At 64.5% G+C, this 17,609-nt stretch carries 22 protein-coding genes; 13 read left to right on the top strand and 9 right to left on the bottom strand.

Features of this window, described 5'->3' with window-relative positions; all coding sequences use genetic code 11:
• Window positions 1-147: 147 nt before the first annotated feature.
• Window positions 148-912 (top strand): nucleoside triphosphate pyrophosphohydrolase, encoded by a 765-nt coding sequence (gene mazG, locus NUW51_RS03235; protein ID WP_265562700.1) that lies wholly within the window; start codon window positions 148-150, stop codon window positions 910-912.
• 12 nt (window positions 913-924) lie between these two features.
• On the opposite strand, the gene hflX is transcribed toward mazG, so the two are convergent.
• From hflX to dusB, 5 genes are all read right to left on the bottom strand, one after another.
• Window positions 925-2,214: a GTPase HflX gene (gene hflX / locus NUW51_RS03240; protein WP_265562702.1), complete on the bottom strand. Its 1,290-nt coding sequence runs from the start codon at window positions 2,212-2,214 to the stop codon at window positions 925-927.
• Window positions 2,211-2,642, bottom strand: a complete 432-nt coding sequence (gene hfq, locus NUW51_RS03245) for an RNA chaperone Hfq (protein WP_265562704.1) — start codon at window positions 2,640-2,642, stop codon at window positions 2,211-2,213. The genes hflX and hfq overlap by 4 nt, the downstream gene beginning before the upstream one ends.
• 4 nt (window positions 2,643-2,646) lie before the next feature.
• Window positions 2,647-4,026 carry a nitrogen assimilation response regulator NtrX gene (gene ntrX, locus NUW51_RS03250; RefSeq protein WP_265562706.1) on the bottom strand — a complete coding sequence of 460 codons (1,380 nt, stop codon included), beginning with the start codon at window positions 4,024-4,026 and terminating at the stop codon, window positions 2,647-2,649.
• Window positions 4,026-6,272: a sensor histidine kinase NtrY-like gene (locus NUW51_RS03255; protein WP_407696313.1), complete on the bottom strand. Its 2,247-nt coding sequence runs from the start codon at window positions 6,270-6,272 to the stop codon at window positions 4,026-4,028. The genes ntrX and NUW51_RS03255 overlap by 1 nt, the downstream gene beginning before the upstream one ends.
• 66 nt (window positions 6,273-6,338) lie before the next feature.
• On the bottom strand, window positions 6,339-7,343 hold the full coding sequence (gene dusB / locus NUW51_RS03260) for a tRNA dihydrouridine synthase DusB (protein ID WP_265562710.1): 1,005 nt from the start codon (window positions 7,341-7,343) through the stop codon (window positions 6,339-6,341).
• An 85-nt stretch (window positions 7,344-7,428) separates the two neighbouring features.
• On the opposite strand from dusB, the gene NUW51_RS03265 reads away from it, so the two are divergent.
• Window positions 7,429-8,586, top strand: a complete 1,158-nt coding sequence (locus NUW51_RS03265; RefSeq protein ID WP_265562712.1) for a bifunctional 2-C-methyl-D-erythritol 4-phosphate cytidylyltransferase/2-C-methyl-D-erythritol 2,4-cyclodiphosphate synthase — start codon at window positions 7,429-7,431, stop codon at window positions 8,584-8,586.
• Complete coding sequence (locus tag NUW51_RS03270; protein ID WP_265562714.1) at window positions 8,583-9,074, top strand: CinA family protein; 492 nt, start codon at window positions 8,583-8,585, stop codon at window positions 9,072-9,074. Before NUW51_RS03265 ends, NUW51_RS03270 begins: the two co-directional genes overlap by 4 nt.
• On the opposite strand, the gene NUW51_RS03275 is transcribed toward NUW51_RS03270, so the two are convergent.
• Both NUW51_RS03275 and lipA read right to left on the bottom strand, forming a co-directional pair.
• On the bottom strand, window positions 9,035-9,496 hold the full coding sequence (locus NUW51_RS03275; protein ID WP_265562716.1) for a type II toxin-antitoxin system RatA family toxin: 462 nt from the start codon (window positions 9,494-9,496) through the stop codon (window positions 9,035-9,037). The genes NUW51_RS03270 and NUW51_RS03275 overlap by 40 nt on opposite strands.
• Window positions 9,496-10,428 (bottom strand): lipoyl synthase, encoded by a 933-nt coding sequence (lipA, locus tag NUW51_RS03280; protein WP_265587913.1) that lies wholly within the window; start codon window positions 10,426-10,428, stop codon window positions 9,496-9,498. Before lipA ends, NUW51_RS03275 begins: the two co-directional genes overlap by 1 nt.
• 76 nt (window positions 10,429-10,504) lie before the next feature.
• Between lipA and NUW51_RS03285 the strand changes: the two genes are divergently transcribed.
• The 3 genes from NUW51_RS03285 to NUW51_RS03295 are packed head-to-tail and all read left to right on the top strand — an operon-like array spanning window position 10,505 to window position 12,377.
• Complete coding sequence (locus NUW51_RS03285; protein WP_265562718.1) at window positions 10,505-11,449, top strand: sodium-dependent bicarbonate transport family permease; 945 nt, start codon at window positions 10,505-10,507, stop codon at window positions 11,447-11,449.
• On the top strand, window positions 11,449-11,754 hold the full coding sequence (locus NUW51_RS03290; protein WP_265562720.1) for a P-II family nitrogen regulator: 306 nt from the start codon (window positions 11,449-11,451) through the stop codon (window positions 11,752-11,754). The genes NUW51_RS03285 and NUW51_RS03290 overlap by 1 nt, the downstream gene beginning before the upstream one ends.
• A complete protein-coding gene (locus NUW51_RS03295) occupies window positions 11,754-12,377 on the top strand; it encodes a carbonic anhydrase (protein WP_265562722.1) in 624 nt (207 codons plus the stop codon). Before NUW51_RS03290 ends, NUW51_RS03295 begins: the two co-directional genes overlap by 1 nt.
• On the opposite strand, the gene NUW51_RS03300 is transcribed toward NUW51_RS03295, so the two are convergent.
• Window positions 12,374-12,718, bottom strand: a complete 345-nt coding sequence (locus tag NUW51_RS03300; protein WP_265562724.1) for a YMGG-like glycine zipper-containing protein — start codon at window positions 12,716-12,718, stop codon at window positions 12,374-12,376. The genes NUW51_RS03295 and NUW51_RS03300 overlap by 4 nt on opposite strands.
• Window positions 12,719-12,823: 105 nt before the next feature.
• Between NUW51_RS03300 and NUW51_RS03305 the strand changes: the two genes are divergently transcribed.
• From NUW51_RS03305 to NUW51_RS03315, 3 genes are read left to right on the top strand one after another with little or no spacing between them, the layout of a single operon-like run.
• Window positions 12,824-13,555 carry an NYN domain-containing protein gene (locus tag NUW51_RS03305; protein WP_265562727.1) on the top strand — a complete coding sequence of 244 codons (732 nt, stop codon included), beginning with the start codon at window positions 12,824-12,826 and terminating at the stop codon, window positions 13,553-13,555.
• A gap of 60 nt (window positions 13,556-13,615) precedes the next feature.
• A complete protein-coding gene (locus NUW51_RS03310; protein ID WP_265562729.1) occupies window positions 13,616-14,146 on the top strand; it encodes a pyridoxamine 5'-phosphate oxidase family protein in 531 nt (176 codons plus the stop codon).
• An 11-nt stretch (window positions 14,147-14,157) separates the two neighbouring features.
• Window positions 14,158-14,415 (top strand): hypothetical protein, encoded by a 258-nt coding sequence (locus tag NUW51_RS03315; protein WP_265562731.1) that lies wholly within the window; start codon window positions 14,158-14,160, stop codon window positions 14,413-14,415.
• Window positions 14,416-14,484: 69 nt separating this feature from the next.
• On the opposite strand, the gene NUW51_RS03320 is transcribed toward NUW51_RS03315, so the two are convergent.
• Complete coding sequence (locus NUW51_RS03320) at window positions 14,485-14,790, bottom strand: hypothetical protein (protein WP_265562733.1); 306 nt, start codon at window positions 14,788-14,790, stop codon at window positions 14,485-14,487.
• 82 nt (window positions 14,791-14,872) lie between these two features.
• Between NUW51_RS03320 and NUW51_RS03325 the strand changes: the two genes are divergently transcribed.
• The 4 genes from NUW51_RS03325 to NUW51_RS03340 all read left to right on the top strand — a co-directional run bounded on the left by NUW51_RS03325 (window position 14,873) and on the right by NUW51_RS03340 (window position 17,563).
• Window positions 14,873-15,457, top strand: coding sequence for a pyridoxamine 5'-phosphate oxidase family protein (locus NUW51_RS03325; RefSeq protein ID WP_265562735.1), 585 nt, complete (start codon window positions 14,873-14,875; stop codon window positions 15,455-15,457).
• 159 nt (window positions 15,458-15,616) lie between these two features.
• On the top strand, window positions 15,617-16,234 hold the full coding sequence (locus NUW51_RS03330) for a hypothetical protein (protein WP_265562737.1): 618 nt from the start codon (window positions 15,617-15,619) through the stop codon (window positions 16,232-16,234).
• A 116-nt stretch (window positions 16,235-16,350) separates the two neighbouring features.
• Entirely contained in the window at window positions 16,351-17,115 is a 765-nt protein-coding gene (locus tag NUW51_RS03335) for a transporter family protein (RefSeq protein ID WP_265562739.1), read from the top strand.
• A gap of 58 nt (window positions 17,116-17,173) precedes the next feature.
• Window positions 17,174-17,563 carry a hypothetical protein gene (locus tag NUW51_RS03340; RefSeq protein ID WP_265562742.1) on the top strand — a complete coding sequence of 130 codons (390 nt, stop codon included), beginning with the start codon at window positions 17,174-17,176 and terminating at the stop codon, window positions 17,561-17,563.
• Window positions 17,564-17,609 lie beyond the last annotated feature (46 nt).

Raw genomic sequence — 17,609 nt, forward strand, 5'->3', positions numbered from 1 at the left:
CTGCACTACTTCGGCGTTCGTTTTACATAATATATATTATCAGACTTATTCGGTGGTCTCGTCCGAGGCGTCCGGATCACCCCCCTGCGCTGTTCGAGCGTTTGAAATCTCTTTCGAATTATCCGCGCGCGGGCCATGGTCCTGTTCATGAGCGAACAAAAGAATGCCGAGGGGCTCGCGCGGCTCGTGTCGATCATGCGACGGCTGCGCGATCCCGAGACGGGCTGCGAATGGGACAGCGTCCAGGATTTCGGCACCATCGCGCCCTATACGATCGAGGAAGCCTATGAGGTCGCCGACGCCATCGCGCGCGGCGACATGGCCGATCTCGCCGAGGAACTGGGCGATCTCCAATTGCAGGTCATCTTCCACAGCGTCATGGCCGAGGAGGACGGCGCCTTTACGCTCGCCGACGTCTTTGCGACCATCTCTGACAAGATGGAGCGACGGCATCCGCACATTTTCGGCGACGCCGACAATGGCGGGCATCATCTGTGGGAAGAGATTAAGGCGGCCGAGCGCAAGGACAAGGCGGCCGACGAGAGCGCGCTCGCCGGCGTGGCGCTCGCCCTGCCCGCCCTCGAGCGCGCGCAGAAATTGCAGAAGCGCGCAGCGCGGACCGGTTTCGACTGGCCCGATGCGAGCGGCGCCCGGGCGAAGATTCATGAGGAGTTGGCCGAGCTCGACGAGGCCGAGGATGCGGCGCATCGCGAGGAAGAAATGGGAGACCTCCTCTTCGCGGTGGTGAACCTTGCGCGCTTTCTCAAGATCGATGCCGAAGAGGCGCTGCGCAAGGCCAATCGCAAATTCGAACAGCGCTTCCGCGCCATCGAGGCACATCCCGAATTTGAGGACCGGGATCTCGACGGCAAGGAAGCGCTTTGGCGTGCGGCAAAGGACGGGTCGCTCTAGCAACGGCGCTTTCTAGAGCGCGTTGAACCGCTCCCAGTCCTTTTCGGACAGTTCGACGACGAGGTGGATGCGATCCCCCTCCATTCGCTGATCGAGCACCTTGCCGTTGGCATGAAGCCAACTGAGGCGCTGGCCATCGCTGGCGGGCAGCGCGATGTCGTGGCGATTGCGGTCGGGATCAAGCGCGGCGCCGACGACCTCGCGCAGATGCTCGACACCTTGGCCCGTCTCGGCGCTGATAAGGATCGCGCCGCGCGGCCCCGCGCGCCCCTGAAGCGTGGCATAATCGTCGGGCGAGAGGAGGTCGGCCTTGTTCCACACTTCCAGACGCGGGGGCCCCTTCCCCTCCTCCAGCCCCAGTTCGGCTAGGACATGATCGACGTCTTCGGCCTGCGCCTCGCTATCGGGGTGCGCGATGTCGCGCACGTGGAGGATGAGATCGGCCGAAGCGACTTCCTCAAGCGTGGCGCGGAAAGCAGCGACGAGCTGGGTTGGCAGGTCAGAGACGAAACCCACCGTGTCGGACAGGATGACCTTTTCATGGCCGGGCAGCTTCACGCTGCGCATCGTGGGGTCGAGCGTGGCGAACAACAGGTCCTTCGCCATGACAGAAGCCTCCGTCAGGCGATTGAAAAGCGTGGACTTTCCGGCGTTCGTATAGCCGACCAGTGCAACTACCGGCCAAGGCGCGCGCTGGCGCCGATCGCGGTGCAACCCGCGCGTTTTCTTGACCTGTTCGAGCTCCTTGCGGATGCGCGCCATGCGGTCGCGGATCATGCGGCGGTCGGCCTCGATCTGGGTTTCCCCCGGGCCGCCGAGGAAGCCGAAGCCGCCGCGTTGGCGTTCGAGGTGGGTCCAACTGCGGACGAGGCGGCCGGCCTGGTAATCGAGATGGGCGAGTTCGACCTGCAAGCGCCCTTCGGCGGTGGCGGCGCGTTCTCCGAAGATTTCGAGGATGAGCCCGGTGCGGTCGATGACCTTGGTCTTGAGGCGATCCTCGAGATTTTTCTGCTGCACGGGCGTAAGGGTGTGATCGACGATGGTCAGCGTGACGTCGTCGGCAGCGGCCGCGGCGGCGATCTCGTCGACCTGGCCCGACCCGAACAGCGTGCCGGGCTTCAGCTGGCGCACGGTGAAGGCGAGCGCATCGGTGACCGTGATGCCGATCGCCTCGGCGAGCCCCTTCGCTTCCTCGGTCCGGGCCTCGGCGCCGCGGCTATGGTCATGGCGTGCCAGCGTGGGCACGACGAGCAGCGCGGTCTGGCCCCCCGCCCCTTCCTCGTCGCGGTTGAACACGCTCATCGTGCATTCTCCATGTCGGAAACGGTGGCGATGGCATGCTTGAAGACCAACTGGAGGTCGCCGCCCTGTTCGAGCAGCAGCGCGTAGATGTCGTGGCCCGCGAGGTGCCCTTCGAGCGCGATGCCATTGACGAGGAAGAGCTTCACCCCCTGCCCGTGACGGCGGGTGAGAAAGGCATCCTGTCGGTCGCCGCGGGTCGGGGCGGCGGTGCCGAAGGCGTTCGCCTCGCGTAGCATCAGCGTCGAGATGCCCTGCTTGTAGACGAGTTGCTCGACGCCATCGCGCTGGAGCGTGAGACTATAGGCGTCAAAACCGGTGATATGACCCTGCAGGCGGATCCCCTTCAACAGGAAGATCGTGACGGGCAACCCCGCCGTGCGGGCGAGGTTCAAATATTGGTCCTGCAGCGAGGACTTAGGGTCGGTCATGCGGTCAGTTCTTGTCGCGCTTGTCGGTGATGCCGAGCGCCTTCAACTTGCGGTGCAAGGCCGAGCGCTCCATGCCGATGAAGGCGGCGGTGCGGCTGATATTGCCCGAAAAACGACGGATCTGGACACGCAGATATTCGCGCTCGAAATTCTCGCGGGCTTCGCGCAGCGGCGACCCCATCATGGCCACCGTCGAGGTCGCGCTCTTGGCGTCGCCGCCACCATCGGTGACCTCGGATGGCAGGAGGTCGATTTCGATGCAGTCGACGCGGTCGCCGGGCGTGAGGATCATGGTGCGCTCGATGATATTGCGAAGCTGGCGCACGTTGCCGGGCCATTCATGCGCCTGGAGCGCGGCCATCGCCTCGTCGGAAACGCGCGGCGGGCGCACGCGGCGGTCGGCGGCGAAGCGGGCAAGGAAATGGTCGACCAGCATGACGATATCTTCGCGCCGTTCGTTCAATGGCGGGATCATGACCGGTACGACGTTGAGGCGATAGAAGAGATCCTCGCGGAAGCGGCCTTCCTCGATCTCTTTCTGGAGGTCGCGCGAGGTGGCCGAGAGGACGCGCACGTCGACCTTGACCGGGCGGTCGCCATGGACGCGATGAAAGCTCTGGTCGGTGAGGACGCGCAGGATCTTGGCCTGCGTGTTGACCGGCATGTCGGCGATCTCGTCGAGGAACAGCGTGCCGCCATGCGCTTGTTCAAGGAGACCGGGGCGCGCGACGCCATTTTCCTCGATACCGAACAATTCCTCTTCGACGCGCTCGGGCGCCATCATGGCGGCCGAGACGGTGACAAAGGGCCCCTGCGCGCGCGGGCTCCAGCCGTGGATCATGCGTGCGGCGATTTCCTTGCCGACGCCGGCGGGGCCGTTGATCATGACGCGGCTGCCGGTCGGAGCGACGCGTTTCAGCGTGGCGCGTACCGCGTTGATGGTGGAAGACGAGCCTTCGAGCTGCTCGTCGCGCATGGCCTGGCGCTTGAGCTGGGCATTTTCGCGGCGCAGGCGATCGGTCTCGGTGGCGCGCGCGACGAGGTGGAGGAGCTTGCCCGCCTCGAAGGGTTTCTCGATGAAATCCACTGCACCCGCGCGCACCGCAGCGACGGCGGTATCCAGATTGCCATGGCCCGAGATCATGATGCAGGGCAGCGAGGGGTCGCGTTTCTTTATCTGTTCGAGGAGCTGGAGGCCGTCCAAGTCCGAGCCCTGAAGCCAGACGTCGAGCAGGGCGAGATGGGGGCGGCGCTGGTCGATCGCCTCCAGCGCCTCGCGGCTGCTGCCTGCCGAGCGCACGTCATAGCCCTCGTCCTCGAGCACGCCCGCGACCAGTTCGCGAATGTCTTCCTCGTCATCGACTACCAGGATCTCAAGCGCCATCAGATGTCCTCGTCATACTCTTGGTCCTCTCCGGCCCGCGTGAGCGGGGTGCCGGGCTCTCCCTCGGCGCGGTCTTCCAACCGGGCGGCATCAAAGCTGATGCGAACGCGGGTGCCCCCGCCCTCCCTATCGAAAAAGGCCAGCTGGCCTGCATGTTCCTCAACGATCTTCTTGACGATGGCCAGCCCGAGCCCGGTGCCTCGCACGCGGGTCGTCATATAGGGCTCGGTCATGCGCTCGCGCTCGGCGGGAAGGCCGATGCCGCTGTCGTCGATCTCGATGGTCAGTTCGCCGCCCTCGCGGCTGATGGACAAGGCGATGAAATCGCCGTCCTCGCGCGCATCGCCTTTCTTGCGCCGTGCCTCGATCGCCTCGACGGCGTTCTTGACGATGTTGGTGAGCGCCTGCGCCAATTGACGGCGGTCGCACACCATGCGGATCGGCCCCTGGCGCGGATCGATGGTAAAGTGGATGCCGGGATGCGCGACCTCATGGAGGAAGAGCGCTGCGCGGGCGATGTCATGCACGTCCTCGTCGCGGAAAGAGGGCTTGGGCATGCGCGCGAAATTGGAGAATTCATCGACCATGCGACGCAGGTCGCCGACCTGCCGCACGATCGTCTGGGTCAGCCGCTCGAAGGTGTCGTCATCCTGCGGGATGCTGTCGCCATAGCGGCGTTGGAGGCGTTCGGCGGCCAGCTGGATGGGGGTGAGCGGGTTCTTGATCTCGTGGGCGATGCGGCGCGCGATGTCGGACCAGGCGGCGCGGCGCTGGTCGGACAGTTGGTCGGTGACATCGTCGAAGGTCAGCACCGCGCCATCCTCGTAGCGCACGCGCTTGACCGCCAGCGTGCGCGGCCCGGCCTTGGTGGCGAGTTCGAGCGTCGTTTCCTGGCTTGCGCCGGAGAGGAACTCGCCGAGCTCGGGCGAGCGTTCGATCAGTCGTTCGCCCTCCAGCTGGGCGTCCTCGTCGGCCAGCAAAATGGTGGCCGAGCGGTTGATGAGAAGGATGCGGTCCTCTTCGTCGGTGGCGATGACCCCCGCGGTGACCGACGAGAGCACGGCTTCGATGAAGGCGCGCCTGAGATCGAGTTCCTCATTGGCGGTGAGCAGCGCGCCCGTCTGTTCCTCGATGCGGCTCGTCATGCGATTGAAGGCGGTGGCAAGGGTCGCGATCTCATCGGCGCTGGCCTGTGGCGGCACGCGCGCGGTGAAGTCGCCTTCCTCGACCCGGTTGGCGGCCGATACAAGCTGGCCCACGGGGCGTGCGATGCGATCGGCAAGCTTCAGTGCGGCCATGATGGCGATGGCGACAATGAGGATGGCCCCGATGAGCAGCGCGGCGTTGAAACGCAGCTGGTTCACGCGGCTGCGCTCGATGATGTCGTCGTAGGAGGCGCGGATGCTGTCGGCGCGGTCGATTTTCTCGAACAAATCCTCGTTCACGCTGCGCGCGACGAGGAGATAGCCATTCTCGACCTCGGGGATCTTCGTCAGGAAGGCGATGCGGTTGATCATCTCGATGCCGACCGCGTCATTGCCTTCGAGCGCGGCGACCCCGGCGCGCAAGCGGCGCTCGTCGAGCAGGCCGTCGAAGGGGTTTATGGTGACCAGCGCCTCGAAACCGCCATCGTCGTCGATGGCGAGGACGGCGGCCTCGTTCAATTCGCGATAATAAGTCTGGAGCCCGACCACTTCCTCGAACTCGGCGCTGCGCGGGTCCATGCCGGGCAGTTCGCCGACGAGGTCGTAGGCCATGTAGATGGCTTCTTCGGAGACGTCGGACTGTTCCTCGAGCAACACGCTGTCGACCAGCTCGACCGTGTCGACGAGCATGGTGCGCGCGCGTTCGGAAAACCAGAATTCGAGGCCGGACTGGATGAGCAGCGAGGCGAAGATGGCGACGGTGACGGTCGGCACTGCGGCGATGAGCGAGAAGAGCGCGACGAGGCGGGTATGGATCTGGCCCGTCCCCACGCCCTGCTTGCGCCCACGATATTTGGCGATGCGGCGCGACAGCAGCACCATCAGGATGATGGCGGGGATGAGGTTGCCGACCATCAGCGCGGCGATGAGCGGTGGGCTCAACAGCGTGGGCTGGCCATGGTCGTGCAGCAGGAGATCGGCCGAATAAGCGAGCGTGCCGAGCATGATGAGCGCGGCCACCACCGTCGCCAGCCGCAAACGGGTCGACGAGGACGTCAGGCCAGCCGATACGGCTCGCGGAGAATCACTCACGGCGTTCATGTGCGTGACGGCCTAGCACACAAGCGTTGCATGAAAAACACAGTTTGGGCGCGGTCGCCCGAGGCGTCAGGCGGCGTCGCGCTGTGCCTCGATGAAGCGACCGTAATAGTCGCGCAGGAGCTGCTTCACCTCCTCGGCGCTCTCGACCGTATTGACGAAGTTACGGAACTCCGCCGAGCCATGAAGGCCCTTGGTGTACCAGCCAAGATGCTTACGCGCGCAATTGACCCCGACGCGCTCGCCATAGAGCGCCATCATGTCCTCATATTGCTCGAGGATCACATCAAGCTGTTCGGCGAGCGGCGGGGCATCCTTGGTCTCGCCATGGCACAGATCGGCGATCATCTGGCCGAGCAGCCACGGTTTGCCATAGGCCCCCCTGCCCACCATCACGCCATCGGCGCCCGACTGATCGAGCGCGGCATGCGCGTCCTCGAGCGCGTTGATGTCGCCGTTGACGATGACGGGAAGGTTGGTGGCTTCCTTGACGTTGCGGACGAAGGCCCAGTCGGCGCTGCCGCGATACATCTGGTTGCGGGTGCGGCCGTGGACGGTGATCATCTGCGCGCCGAGGTCCTCGGCGATGCGCGCGAGTTCGGGCGCATTCAGGCTGTCGTGGCACCAGCCCATCCGCATCTTGACCGTCACCGGCACCTTGACCGCCTTGACCGTGGCCTCGATGAGCGAGGCGGCGAGCGGCAGGTCGCGCATGAGGCTCGAGCCTGCATAGCCGTTGACGACCTTCTTCACGGGGCAGCCCATGTTGATGTCGATGATCGCGGCGCCCTTGTCCTCGTTCAACTTGGCCGCCTCGGCCATGCGCGTGGGTTCGCAGCCGGCAAGCTGGAGCGACACGGGCTCTTCGGACGGATCCCAGGTCGCCTTTTGAAGGCTCTGCTTGGTCTCGCGGATCATCGCCTCGGACGCGATCATCTCGGACACGGTCAGGCCGCAGCCGTAGCGCTTGACGATCTTGCGAAAGGGCGTGTCGGTCACCCCCGTCATCGGCGCGAGGATGACGGGTTCGGCGATGGTGATATTGCCGATCTTGATGGGCTTGAGGCGGGTCATGGTGGCGCGCCTTTACGGAAATTTCGCTGATCGTGCAATGAACGGGCCTTCACAGGCGTTGATTGGCGCGGCATGGCTTTTTCCCATGCAAGTCACCGCTCTCATCGTCGCTGCCGGCTCGGGAAGCCGCATGGGCGGCGAGACGCCCAAGCAATATCGCACCATCGCCGGCAAGGCGGTACTCGCTCACGCCGTGGATGCACTGCTCGATCACCCTGCGATCCATGCGGTTCGGGTCGTCATCGGCGAAGGACAGGAGGAGATGGCGCACGAGGCGCTGGGAGACCGCGACGTCGGTGCGCTGGTCATCGGCGGCGCCAGCCGAAGCGAGAGCGTCGGCAACGGGTTGGCGGCGGTCGAGACGAGCCATGTGCTGGTCCACGATGCCGCCCGGCCTTTCTGCCCGGGCGAGGTCGTCGATCGGCTCGTCGAGGCGCTGCATCGCCATGCGGCGGTCGTCCCGACCCTCGCCGTCCCCGACACGGTGGCGCGTAGCGATGGCGTGTTCCTTACATCCTCGGAGAGCCGCAACGAACTGGTGAGGGTCCAGACACCGCAGGGGTTCCTGACGCGACATCTCATCGACACATTAGGGCAACAGCCGAGTGGTGAGAGCGCTCCTGCGCCCACCGACGAGGCTAGCGTGATCCGAGCGGCAGGACTGCCGGTCGCCACGGTCGAGGGCGATGGAATGTTGGACAAGCTGACGGTGCCTGCCGACTGGGCGCGCGCCGAAGCCATGCTGGAGGCACGAATGACACCGCGTACCGGAATGGGTTTCGACGTTCACGGATTCAAGGGGCCCGGCCCGGTGATGCTCGGCGGCATTGCCATTCCGCACGACAAGGGGCTGGCGGGCCATAGCGATGCCGATGTGCTCCTGCACGCGATTACGGACGCGCTGCTCGGCGCGGCGGGCATGGGCGATATCGGCGAACATTTTCCGCCGAGCGACGAGCAGTGGCGTGGCGCCTCGTCCGATCTTTTCCTGGTCCATGCCGCCAAGCTGGTGCGCGGCGCAGGCGGGACGATCGATCATGTCGATGCAACCGTCATCTGCGAGGCGCCCAAGGTTGGCCCGCACCGCGATGCCATACGCGCGCGGATCGCGAGCATCCTTGGGCTTCGCGAGGGTCAGGTCAGCGTGAAGGCGACGACGACGGAAAAACTCGGCTTTACCGGGCGGCGCGAGGGCATCGCCTGTCAGGCGGTCGCCAATATCCGGATGGCGCACGGAGCGTGAGCATCCTCTCCCCTACCCTCGTGGCGGCTGCCGAGCGGGTTCTCGATGCGCATCGGGAAGCAGGAACCCGCGTGGCGGTGGCGGAAAGCTGCACCGGCGGGCTTGTATCGGCGGCGCTCACCGAGATTGCCGGTTCCTCGGACGTATTCGTGGCGGGCTATGTCACCTATGCCAACGAAGCCAAGGTGCGGATGCTGGGCGTCGATCCGGTGCTGATCGAGTTGCATGGCGCGGTGTCGCAGGAGGTGGCGCGGGCAATGGCCGAGGGCGCGCTCATGCGTTCGAGCGCCGATGTGGCGGTGGCGATTACCGGTGTGGCGGGCCCCGGCGGGGGCTCGGCGGACAAGCCGGTCGGCACTGTCTGGTTCGCGCGGGCGAGCAGCCGCGCCGACACGCAGGCCGAGTTGAAGCATTTCGACCCTGCCGCCAGCCGCGCGGCCATCCGCGTTCAGGCGGCGCTGGAAGCGCTTTCGCTCTTGTTTCCGTAAAGTTCGTCGGCGCGCTCGATGAAGGCGTCGGTCATGCGGCGCAAGGCACGGTCGAACATCTGGCCCGCAACCGTCTCGAAGATGCGGTTCTTGAACGCGAAGTCGACGCAGAAACCGAGCTTGGTCCCGCCCTGCCCGTCGGGCGTGAAGGTCCATTCGTTGTGCAGGAACTTCAGCGGCCCCTCGACATAATCGACCGTGATCTTGCCGGGCGCCTCTTTGTTGACCTTGCTGGTGAAGCGCTCCTTGAACGCCTTGAAGCCGACGATGAGGTCGGCGACCATTTCGGTTTCGCTGTCCGAGCGCACGCGCACCGCGCTGACCCAAGGCAAAAATTGGTCATAGCGCGCGACATCGGCCACGAGGTCGAACAATTGTTCGGCGCTATAGGGGAGCTGGCGGGTCTCGGAATGGCGCGGCATTACCGGCGCGCGGCCTTGGCAAGCTGCGCCTCGCGGTTGGCGCGCATCTTCTCGAAGTCGTCGCCGGCATGATAGGAGGACCGCGTCAGCGGGCTGGCGGCGACGAGCAGGAAGCCCTTGGCCCGGCCGATGGCGGCATAGGCCTCGAAGGTCTTGGGGGGCACGAACTCCTTGACCTCGGCATGCTTGGGCGTGGGCTGGAGATATTGGCCCATGGTCAGGAAGTCGATGTCGGCTGAGCGCATGTCGTCCATCACCTGGTGCACTTCCAGACGCTCTTCGCCGAGGCCGACCATGATGCCCGACTTGGTGAAGATCGACGGGTCGAGCCGCTTCACTCGTTCGAGCAGGCGCAGCGAGGCATAATAGCGCGCGCCGGGACGGATCGTCGGATAGAGCCTCGGCACGGTCTCGAGGTTGTGGTTGAAGACGTCGGGACGCGCTTCGACGATCTTCTCGATCGCCTGTTCGTGCTTGCCGCGAAAATCGGGCGTGAGGATTTCGATGGTGGTGTCTGGCGTGTGGGTGCGCAACGCCTTGATCACCTTGACGAACTGGTCGGCGCCGCCATCGGGAAGATCGTCGCGATCCACGCTCGTGATGACGATATGCTTGAGACCCATCTTGGCGGCCGCGATCGCGGTGTTCTCGGGCTCCATCGGATTGACCGGGCGCGGCATGCCGGTCTTCACGTTGCAGAAGGCGCAGGCGCGCGTGCAGGTGTCGCCGAGGATCATCACCGTGGCATGCTTCTTGTCCCAGCATTCGCCGATATTGGGACAGGCCGCTTCCTCGCACACGGTGGCGAGGCCGAGTTCGCGCATCAGGCCCTTGGTCTCGTTATAGCCTTTCGAGACGGGCGCCTTGACGCGGATCCAGTCGGGCTTGCGCTTGCGGCCTTCGGGGTGCGGGGGGATGACGGGTGCATTCATGAGGGCGAGATAGCGATCAGGCTTGCCATTGCCAAGGCCGAGCGCGTAGCGGTGCCGAAACTGCAAAGGGGCTCCCATGATCCTCGAGACATTGACGTCGCCGATCATCCTGTTTTTCGTCCTCGGCATGTTCGCGGGTTTCGCCCGGTCGGACCTGTCCATCCCCGAAGCGATGGCAAAGGCGATGGCCATCTACCTGATGGTCGCAATCGGTCTGAAGGGCGGGGTTGCGATCGCCGAAGCGGGCATCACCACCGAGCTTCTGTTGGCAGGCGCGGCCGGGATCACGCTCAGCTTCATTATCCCCTACCCTGCCTATTTCCTTCTCTCGAGTTTCGGGCGACTTGGGCGGGTCGATGCGGCGGCGACCGCCGCGCACTATGGCTCGGTCAGTCTCGTCACCTATATCACCGCGATCGAAATGTTCGAGACCGCGGGCATGCCGGCGGCGGGCTTCATGGTCGCGGTACTCGCCTTGATGGAAGGGCCTGCGATCATCTCGGGGCTGTCGCTTGCCGCCAAGGACAGCGACAGCTCGAGGAGCGAAATGTTGCACGAGGTGCTGCTCAACAGCTCGGTCGTGCTGCTCATTGGCTCGATGCTGATCGGCTATGTCGCCGGCCCCGAAGGGTTCGCACCGATCGCGCCGACCTTTGCCATCGGCTACAAGGGGATCCTCGCGCTCTTCCTGCTCGACATGGGCCTGATCGCATCGCGGCGCCTTCGCGAGACGCGCGCGATTACCTGGCGGCTTGCGGTCATCGGCATCGGCATGCCGATCATCAACGGGATCATCGGCGTGACGCTCGGCACCCTCCTCGGGCTCGATGTCGGGACCGCTGCCGTGCTGGGGGTGCTTGGCGCCAGCGCTTCCTATATCGCGGTGCCCGCCGCGATGCGGCTTGCCTTGCCGCAGGCCGATCCGGGCATCTATCTTTCCATGTCGCTGGGGATCACCTTCCCCTTCAACGTGGTCGTCAACATCGCCTTTCTCAGCTGGCTCGCAGGAGTGCTCGCCTGATGCAATTGTCCAAGATGAAACGGATCGAGATCCTGCTCGAGGAGCAGTTGGTTCCGCGGCTCGGCAAGCTGGTGCGCGACGCGGGCTTTTCGGGCCATACGATCATGCAGGTGCTGCAAGGGCGCGGATCGGGCGGCGCGTGGCAGGACGAGCGGCTAACGGGGTCGAGCAAGGTGATGCTGCTCGCCATCGGTACGGCGAGCGATGCCGACAATCTGCTGGAAGCGATCGCACCGATGCTCGACAGTCATCGGCTGCTGCTGACCATCGGCGACGTCGACGTGGTGCGGCAGGACAAATTCTGATGCCCGAGTTTCGCGAACTGCTCGACGGCTATCACCGCTTTCGTCGCAACGACTTCCACCGCCATCGCGGACGCTGGGAAGACCTTGCCGAGGGGCAACATCCGCCGATCATGATTGTCGCCTGTTGCGACAGCCGGGTCGACCCCGCAACGGTTTTCGATCTCGTCCCGGGACAGGCCTTTGTGTTGCGCAACGTGGCCAATCTGGTGCCGCCCTATGCGCCCGGCGGGGGGCTTCATGGCGTATCCTCGGCGATCGAATTCGGGGTTACCGGGCTCAAGGTGCGCCATATTGTTGTGATGGGGCATGGATCGTGCGGCGGGGTGGCCGCAGCATTGAAAGGCGGCGATCAGGGGGTCGCGGGACATAGCTTCCTCGACGACTGGATCAGCCTGCTCGACGCGCCGCGCGCCGAGGTGCTGGCGAACGATGGCTGTGAGGATCCGCAGCTGGCGCTCGAACAGGCGGCGGTGCGCCAGAGCCTCGCCAACCTTCGCAGCTTCCCCTTCGTCGCCGAACGCGAGGCAGCCGCGAAGCTCAAGCTCCACGGCTGCCATTTTACCATCGGTGAGGGCCGCCTGCTCGTCCTCGACGAGAAAAGCGGCAATTTCATCGTCGACTAGCAGTCGGCGTCATAGTCGTAGACCGGGTTGCCGTTGCTATCGACATAATAGCAATAGCCCTGCGTATCGCGGTAATATTGCTTGCCCTTGATGACCGCACCGGCGATCGCGCCGACCGCCGCGCCGGCAGCCGCGCCTTCGACGACGCCCACGCCATCGACTACCGCGCCGACCGCAGCACCGGCGAGTCCGCCGATCGCCGCGCCCTTGGCGGCGCGTTCGAGCTGTTCGTTGTTACGGTTGTCGTAATAGGGATCGTTATAGCCATAAGGGTCGGTGGTCGCACAGCCTGTCACCAGAAGGCCTGCCACCAGCATCGTTCCGCCCGTCTTCATACCCATCGCAACTTCTCCCATTTCTAACAATTCACAAGGTGGGGACGCAAAGACAGCCTCTTTCGTTCCGCCACCGAACCGCTATGTGAGACGGATGGAAGTGAACCAGTGATGAGCGACCGCCGCAGCCGCAATGCCGAAGAGGAGCTCAATATCGCGCTCCTCATCGATGCCGACAATGCCAGCCCCGACCATCTCGACGAGGTGCTGACGGTGCTCGCCGAACTGGGCGAGATCAATATACGCCGCGCCTATGGCAACTGGCGCAAGCATGCCTTGAAGACCTGGGGCGACCTGACGGGGCGCCATTCGATCGTGCCGGTGCAGCAGTTCGACGTGGTCAAGGGAAAGAGCGCGACCGACATGCGCATGGTGATCGACGCGATGGACCTGCTCTATCGAGGCACGGTCGACGGCTTCGGCATCATGAGCAGCGACAGCGACTTCCTCCCCCTCGCCCAGCGACTGCGCGAGGACGGCTTACCCGTTTACGGCTTCGGCACCGCCAAGACGCCGGTCAGCTTCAAGCAGGCCTGCACGCGATTTTTCGATGTCGCCGCGCTGGCGCGCAAAAGCGGCGAGAATGGCAGCGAGGCTTCGGCCGCCGACCGCACGGTGGACGATGAACTGCTCGCCATCCTGGGGAACGCCTACAAGGCATCCAAACGCGACGAGGAAGGCTATACGCCACTGTCCGAGATGGGACAGCGCGCCAAGGCGGTGTCGAGCTTTGCTGTGCGCAACTACGGATTCACGCGCCTCTCCGACCTCGTGCGCAGCCTCGACCATTATGACGTCAAGAAGGGCAGCGACGGACGACTGGTGGTGAAGCGGCTGCGATAGGCTGCGGAACGGCGCTCCTTTCCTGCCCGTTGGTACGGAGAATGGAAAAAGGAGCGTAGAATGTTCTTCAAGAATGACGACAAGAGCGATGCCGAAGTGCGCCGCGATCTCGAGGCCAAGCTGTGGAAGGCGCTCGGCGGGTCGAGCCCCTTCGTAATGCTCGGCCTTCAAGGCGTGGAAGACAGCCGCACCCGCCCGATGACCGTCCAAATCGACGGCGAGGGCCCGGGGCGCAAGATCTATTTCTTCGCCGACAAGCGCGAAAGTCTCGTCGAGGGGCTGGGCGAGAGCCACCGGGCCATCGCCAGCTTCCAAGACAAGGGCCACGACATCTTCGCGCACATCCACGGCAATCTCGTCGTCGACCAGGATCGCGCGGCGATCGACCGTTTGTGGAATTCGATGATCGCCCCTTGGTACGAGGGCGGCAAGGACGATCCCAACCTCGTGCTCCTGCGCTTCGACACCGAAACCGCCAACGTGTGGGAAAATGCGGGCGCCGAGCATCTTGTGCAGGCGGCGATCGACTTCATTGGCGGCGACCCCGAGAAGCCGGATTATGAGAACCATCGCGCCGACGTGAACTTGTAAGGAGAGCCAGCATGAGCGACAGCGACCTCAACCGCCGTGCCGAGACGGCGAAGCAGAATGATGACAGCGAGCTTCTCGAGCGCAGCCTCGAGACCCCGAATTTTCAAGGGCGCTTTCAGGGCGACCTCAACACCGATATCGGGACGCAAGCCGCGCTCGAGCGCATCGGCGACCCCGATGCGACCGAGGGCGTAACGAAGCAGGACGACATCAATCACGGCCTGCGCAGTCCGGTGCAGGACGTGCCGGGCGGTCGCGGTAGCGGTTGATCCCCCCTGCCCTAATGCGAAACAAAGGACGGGCGCCGTTCGACCCTTATCGGTCGTACGGCGCCTTTTCTATTTGAGGATCTGACTGACCGAACAGGTTGGATAGCGATCACGGGCGTGCTCGAGTGCGCTTTCTTCCAACAGGCGGTGGTCGAGAATGTAGACGTGCCGCGGCATCGCGCCCGAGCAGGCGATGCGGATATGGGCATAATCGCGCGCCGTCACCCGATGGACAAGAAAGCGCGGGCGAAATTCGTCGGCCAGTCCACGCCATTCGTAGGCAGGGATGGAAAAACGTGCGCCGAGCATCTTGGCGCCAGGCACCAGCACCATCATTGCCGCGGCCACCATCATGGCCCCGCGGATCGTCTTCACACCGTTGTCCATCGCGCGCCGCCCTAGCGGAAAAGCGCCTGCAAAGGCTAGCCCCGCACCGGGCGCGATGGTAGGCGATCGCATGGCCCTTCCCGATACGCTCGACGCCGTATTCAGTGACGCCCTCGATCGACTGGAGGAGGGTGCTCGCAACAGGCGCAGCGCGATGCACTTGCCGGTCGTCGCCACCGCCGATGCCGATGCGCGAGTGATGGTGCTACGCCATGTCGATCGCGAGCATGTCGAAATGCGCTTCCACACCGATGCGCGCGCACCGAAGACGGCTGCCATTGCCTCCGACCCACGGATCGGCTTGCTATGCTATGACGCCGACGCCCGGGTGCAATTGCGGCTCCGCGGCACGGGACGCATCGAAACCGAGGGGGCCGAGGTCGAGGCTGCCTGGGAGGAGAGCAGCAACTTTGCGCGGCGTTGCTATCTCGCTCCCCATCCGCCGTCGAGTGCGCATGCGGCCCCGCTTCCCAACCTTCCGGACGATGTCCGCGAGAGCGAGCCGGACGAGGCGCGTCTTAACCATGAAGCGCGCGCGCATTTTGCGATTCTCAAAGTCCGGCTGGAGGAAATAGACTGGTTCAGCCTTGCCCATGACGGGCATCGCCGGGCGCTCTGGCGCCGGGATGGCAAATCGACTTGGTTAGCGCCCTGATAAGGCTGATCGGTTCGTCGTGACATCCGGCTCGGTTCGCCGATAACCGTTCACCCTCCCTATACCCCCAGATTGACCCGATCGTCCGCACGGGGCTCAACCGCACGTCCTAGGGGATTTTGTTTTTGGGGAGTTAGGACGATTATGACCAGGAAACCGATGCTGGTGGCAGCCGCCGCCGCGATGTTTGCGATCACGCCTGTGCTGGCACAGGACGCCGGGGGCGAGGACACCGATACGGAGACGGAAACCGATACGGATACGGAGACGGACACCGATACCGAGACGGAAACCGACACCGATACGGACACTGAAACCGATACCGACGGCGAAACCGACGGCGAGACCGATGGTGGCACGGACGGCGAAACCGACGGCGAAACCGATGGTGAAACGGACGGCGAGACCGACGGCGAAGATGGCGATGCCGAAGACGGTGATGTCGAAGACGGTGACGTCGAAGACGGTGACGTTGAGGATGTCGACGGCGAGGAAGGCGAAGGCACTGCTTCCAACGGCCTCGGTAGCACCGTGCGCGAAATGGCGCAGGGCGAACGCACCGGCGACAAGAACGGCATCGGCGCGCAGGTCCGCGAGCTGGCCCGTCCGGCGCATGTAAGCGAAGCCCGTGCCGCCGCTGCCGAAGCGCGCGAAACCGCCAAGGCGGCGCGTGACGAAGCCAAGGCCGCCCGTCAGGACGCCAAGGCCGCCCGCGACGAGGCGCGCGAAGCTCGCAAAAACGCCAAGGATTCGCGCGGCAACGGCCGCGGTCGCTAAGGCTCGACGACAGACCGCTCCCGACATCCTCGTATTGGGAGCGGTCGCGAAGGGGCGCCGCCTAGAGGGAGATGGCGGCGCCCCTTCGTACTTTTGAAAGAAGAGAGTTTTTCATCATGGTTCGAACCCTGACGCTCGCGCTGGTCGCGGGCATCGCTTTCGCCAGCCCCGCCGCCGCGCAGCGCGTCACCGTGTCGAGCGGCGTCGACTATTCGACCGGCACCTATGGCACCGATACCGAGACGAGTGTCCTCGTCGTGCCCTTCGGCGTGCGCGCTTCCGAAGGTCGCTGGTCCTTCGGTGCCTCGGTCCCTTACATCATGATCGACGGCTCCAACAGCGTCGTCGGCGGCGCGGGCGGTCCGATCGTTGGCGAGGACGACATGACCACGTCGCGGCGCTCGGGCCTCGGCGACCTGTCGCTGCGCGCGAGCTATGACCTGCTCGATATCAACGGCGTCGAACTTTCGCTCGGCGGGCGCGTCAAGCTGCCGACGGGCGATGCGGAGCAGAATTTGTCGACCGGCAAGACCGATTTTTCCTTTGGGGGCGAGGTCGCCTATACCGTGGGCAATGTCACACCCTTCGTCGAATTCGGGCATCGCTGGCTCGGCGATCCCGACGATCGCGAGTTGGAAAATGGCTATTACGGGACCATCGGTGCGACGGTGATGCTGCCCGCCGACCTGATCGGGATCGTCAGCTATGATTATAGCCAGGCCAGCGTGAACACGATCGAGGACAGCCATACGCTGTTCGGCGGACTCGTGGCGCGTGTCCATCCGCGTCTCAGCATGACGGGATACGGTACGGTGGGCCTTTCCGAGGGCGCGCCCGATTATGGCGTCGGCCTGCTCTTGAGCCTGCGCGCCAAGAACTGAGCTTCAACGGGGGTGGCGACGGCGGTATGATGGGCCATTCATCGAAGGAGTGCTCATCATGCCCGGCCTGACCATCGCGCTATGTTTTGCTGCGCTGCAGACCGCCGCGCCGCCCCCGGCCCAGCCCGTCCAGCCACGGCTCACCATCCCTCTTCGAGAGCGTCCGCTTGTCGCCATCTCACCACGCGCGCGATTGTCCTCGGCGCAGGCCGACATCGACGCGGCGCTCGCCGCCGGCACGCTCGACTATCGCGAATGGGCCATCGCCAATCGCGCCTTGGCCGAGGCGCATGCGCGGCTCGCCGGCCTCGATGATGCCGATGATCTGCGCCAACTCGACCTCCAAGGTGCCATGCAGCAGCGCCAGCAAGCGCTGCAATTGTCGAGCAATATCGCCAAGCAGGCGCACGACACGGCGCAATCGGTGATCCGCAACATCAAACCTTGAACAAGACGCCGAACTTCCCATCTTGACTGTATTGGTGTAACGATAC

Origin of the sequence: Sphingomicrobium arenosum (assembly GCF_026157085.1) — a bacterium.
Classification (GTDB): Bacteria; Pseudomonadota; Alphaproteobacteria; order Sphingomonadales; family Sphingomonadaceae; genus Sphingomicrobium; species Sphingomicrobium arenosum.

Excerpts from the sequence above, each read along its gene's own strand:
- mazG (WP_265562700.1), top strand. The coding sequence starts at position 148 with ATGAGCGAACAAAAGAATGCCGAGGGGCTCGCGCGGCTCGTGTCGATC.
- hflX (WP_265562702.1), bottom strand. The coding sequence starts at position 2,214 with ATGAGCGTGTTCAACCGCGACGAGGAAGGGGCGGGGGGCCAGACCGCG.
- hfq (WP_265562704.1), bottom strand. The coding sequence starts at position 2,642 with ATGACCGACCCTAAGTCCTCGCTGCAGGACCAATATTTGAACCTCGCC.
- ntrX (WP_265562706.1), bottom strand. The coding sequence starts at position 4,026 with ATGGCGCTTGAGATCCTGGTAGTCGATGACGAGGAAGACATTCGCGAA.
- NUW51_RS03255 (WP_407696313.1), bottom strand. The coding sequence starts at position 6,272 with ATGAACGCCGTGAGTGATTCTCCGCGAGCCGTATCGGCTGGCCTGACG.
- dusB (WP_265562710.1), bottom strand. The coding sequence starts at position 7,343 with ATGACCCGCCTCAAGCCCATCAAGATCGGCAATATCACCATCGCCGAA.
- NUW51_RS03265 (WP_265562712.1), top strand. The coding sequence starts at position 7,429 with ATGCAAGTCACCGCTCTCATCGTCGCTGCCGGCTCGGGAAGCCGCATG.
- NUW51_RS03275 (WP_265562716.1), bottom strand. The coding sequence starts at position 9,496 with ATGCCGCGCCATTCCGAGACCCGCCAGCTCCCCTATAGCGCCGAACAA.
- lipA (WP_265587913.1), bottom strand. The coding sequence starts at position 10,428 with ATGAATGCACCCGTCATCCCCCCGCACCCCGAAGGCCGCAAGCGCAAG.
- NUW51_RS03285 (WP_265562718.1), top strand. The coding sequence starts at position 10,505 with ATGATCCTCGAGACATTGACGTCGCCGATCATCCTGTTTTTCGTCCTC.
- NUW51_RS03290 (WP_265562720.1), top strand. The coding sequence starts at position 11,449 with ATGCAATTGTCCAAGATGAAACGGATCGAGATCCTGCTCGAGGAGCAG.
- NUW51_RS03295 (WP_265562722.1), top strand. The coding sequence starts at position 11,754 with ATGCCCGAGTTTCGCGAACTGCTCGACGGCTATCACCGCTTTCGTCGC.
- NUW51_RS03300 (WP_265562724.1), bottom strand. The coding sequence starts at position 12,718 with ATGGGTATGAAGACGGGCGGAACGATGCTGGTGGCAGGCCTTCTGGTG.
- NUW51_RS03305 (WP_265562727.1), top strand. The coding sequence starts at position 12,824 with ATGAGCGACCGCCGCAGCCGCAATGCCGAAGAGGAGCTCAATATCGCG.
- NUW51_RS03310 (WP_265562729.1), top strand. The coding sequence starts at position 13,616 with ATGTTCTTCAAGAATGACGACAAGAGCGATGCCGAAGTGCGCCGCGAT.
- NUW51_RS03315 (WP_265562731.1), top strand. The coding sequence starts at position 14,158 with ATGAGCGACAGCGACCTCAACCGCCGTGCCGAGACGGCGAAGCAGAAT.
- NUW51_RS03325 (WP_265562735.1), top strand. The coding sequence starts at position 14,873 with ATGGCCCTTCCCGATACGCTCGACGCCGTATTCAGTGACGCCCTCGAT.
- NUW51_RS03330 (WP_265562737.1), top strand. The coding sequence starts at position 15,617 with ATGCTGGTGGCAGCCGCCGCCGCGATGTTTGCGATCACGCCTGTGCTG.
- NUW51_RS03335 (WP_265562739.1), top strand. The coding sequence starts at position 16,351 with ATGGTTCGAACCCTGACGCTCGCGCTGGTCGCGGGCATCGCTTTCGCC.
- NUW51_RS03340 (WP_265562742.1), top strand. The coding sequence starts at position 17,174 with ATGCCCGGCCTGACCATCGCGCTATGTTTTGCTGCGCTGCAGACCGCC.